The sequence below is a fragment of the Streptomyces sp. NPDC057654 genome, from assembly GCF_042800135.1.
Taxonomy (GTDB): domain Bacteria; phylum Actinomycetota; class Actinomycetes; order Streptomycetales; family Streptomycetaceae; genus Streptomyces.
This window is the reverse complement of record NZ_JBHVHQ010001120.1, coordinates 1-2,301: the sequence shown is the minus strand read 5'-3', so window position 1 is coordinate 2,301 and position 2,301 is coordinate 1. Positions and strand designations below refer to the sequence as shown.

Annotated in this window: 2 protein-coding genes and 1 pseudogene; 2 read left to right on the top strand and 1 reads right to left on the bottom strand. The window is 67.5% G+C overall.

The genetic code is table 11. From position 1 onward, the window contains the following. The first annotated feature begins 22 nt into the window (after positions 1-22). Positions 23-235, top strand: coding sequence for an adenosylhomocysteinase (locus ACFU99_RS41140; RefSeq protein WP_384403168.1), 213 nt, complete (start codon positions 23-25; stop codon positions 233-235). Here the strand turns inward: ACFU99_RS41140 and ACFU99_RS41135 are convergent. Next, positions 190-1,059, bottom strand: a pseudogene (locus tag ACFU99_RS41135) (Bax inhibitor-1/YccA family protein); the annotation flags it as partial. The gene ACFU99_RS41140 and the pseudogene ACFU99_RS41135 sit on opposite strands and share 46 nt — an antisense overlap. Positions 1,060-1,514: 455 nt before the next feature. On the opposite strand from ACFU99_RS41135, the gene ACFU99_RS41130 reads away from it, so the two are divergent. Beyond that, entirely contained in the window at positions 1,515-1,982 is a 468-nt protein-coding gene (locus ACFU99_RS41130) for a hypothetical protein (RefSeq protein ID WP_384403165.1), read from the top strand. Positions 1,983-2,301 lie beyond the last annotated feature (319 nt).

Sequence of the window (2,301 nt, the reverse complement as noted above, 5' to 3'; positions counted from 1 at the left end):
GTGGAAGGTCTTCCTGTCCCTGGTGCGCAAGCGCTTCGAGACCGAGAAGGACAAGTGGACCAAGATCGCCGCGTCGGTCAAGGGTGTCACCGAGGAGACCACCACCGGCGTGCTGCGGCTGTACCAGTTCGCCGCCGCGGGTGAGCTGGCGTTCCCGGCCATCAACGTCAACGACTCGGTCACCAAGAGCAAGTTGTCGTTCAAGATCGCGATCAGCCGCAGCATCTCGGTGTAGATCCACACAAGGGACAGCGTCAGGCCGAAGGCGGCGAGCCAGGACTCCTCGCGCGGAGCGCCGTAGCGGATGCCGTCCTCGATCTGCTTGAAGTCCAGCGCCAGGAACGCGGCGCCGAGCAGCACGCCGATGATGCCGACCACGATGCCCAGCCCGCCGGTGCGGATGCCGAGGCCGTCGCCGCCGCCGAAGACGCTGAACAGCAGGTTGACGGCCATCAGCAGGACGAAGCCGATCGCGGCGGCCATCACGAAGCGGTAGAACCGCCGGTCGACCCGGATGAGCCGGGTCTTGTACGCGATGAGCACACCGACGAAGACGGCCATGGTGCCGAGCACGGCTTGTACGGGCGCGCCGTCGGCGAGGTAGTTGAACGCCTTGCTGATCACGCCGAGGAACAGGCCCTCGAAGAGCGCGTACCCGATGATCAGCGCGGGCACCGGCTTCGCCTTGAACGCCTGGACGAAGCCCAGGACCATCGCGACGAGCCCGGCACCGGCCCCGGCGCCCCAGGGCAGGTTCATGGCCCAGGCCGCGCACGCGGCGACGACGACCACGCCGAGCGTGATGCCGGTGCGCGTGACGACGTCGTCCATCGTCATCCGGCCGGTCTGCGCCGGCGCCTGCGGGGGGCCGGTCTGGAGGTCCTGCTGCCCCGCCGCGTACGGGTTGTTCGCGTACGGGTTCCCGCCGGCGTACTGGTTGCCACCGGCGTACGGGTTCGCGGTGGGGGCCCCGGCCTGCGGCGCCGCGTTGAAGCCGGCGTAGCCGCCGCTGTCGCGGCTGAAGCCCCGTCGCGAGAAGACCGGGTTGCTGCTCCTCATCTCACTCCTCCGTGGCCACCCAGCGCGGCCTCGCGGTCAAGGGTAATGGGTGGGCAAAGAAATAGTTCTACTGCTTGGGGACGATCTTTTTGTCCTTGTCGACATCTGTACGGCAGAACGCGCCCGACCGCCACTGAGTTCCCGCGCCCCGCCGTGCGCCTCCGCTGGTCAGGGAGCCACAGCGGCCCGCCGCCGGACGCACGTCGGACCGCTGTGCCACGTACCCATGACGGCGCGCACGCAACCGCCCCGGCGACCCGGCACACCGCTGACCGGTCACCACCCCGCGCCATAAGCGGAAGAAATGCTTCCGGGGAACGGCGGCCAGAATTCCCGGACGCGAGGCAGGGAGAAGGCCCACCGAATTCGAAGCTGCCAACTTGCAGCGAAAGAAGCCCAGTTGAAGCAAACCGACCGGCAGGTCCGGTTTGCTGCGCCGATCAGGGATAATGGCGGTGGCCATCGCAGTCGACGGGAGACCGACTCCGCCGACCGGGCCCGCATGGGTAAGGGAGAGAATCTTGCACGCCCCTCACATATCTGAAAATGTCTGGTGGGTCATCACCGTCGTCACGACGGCCCTCTTCCTAGCTGTTTGGCTGCCCATACTGCCGAGCGCCAAGGCCAGAAGTAAGGTCTCTCTCGTGCCCCTCCTCGGGGTGTGTTTCCTGTCGACCATGGGAAAGCTGCGGGGCCACGACCTCACAACGCTGCTCTCCATATATTCCACGGTGGTCCTGGCGTTCACTCTCGGCGCGGTGGGGCGCCGCGCGGACGTGCGCATAGCGGTGCGGCAGGGCGAGGATCCCCTGGGCACACCGGCCAGCCAGTCGGAACCGGCGACCAGAAGACTGACCATCCAGTATTTGGCCTCGCTCGCGGTGTCGTTCGCACTGTACGCATGGCTGAAGTGGGGCCAGTGATCTCCTGAATGCGAAGCCCCTGGAACGGGCCGTTTATCGGCCTTCCAGGGGCTTCGCATTCCTGAGAATGCCGACTACCGAGTTTGAACTCGGGGTGTCGTCGTAGCTGCTGATGGGGGTGGGGGTGAGAGTGGGGGTGGCTGCCGCGTGGGGCGGCATTGCCGGTGCTGTGGTGCGGGTTTCGCCTCGGACCCTTCGGGCCCAGAACGCCGGCAGCGGGAGGGAGGGGGCGGGCTGGGGTGCGGTCACTGCCTGCGGCGGCGTTCTTGGCCGGGGTCAGGGCTGGCTGCTGCCGCGAGGGGGTGGGGTGGGTTGGTCG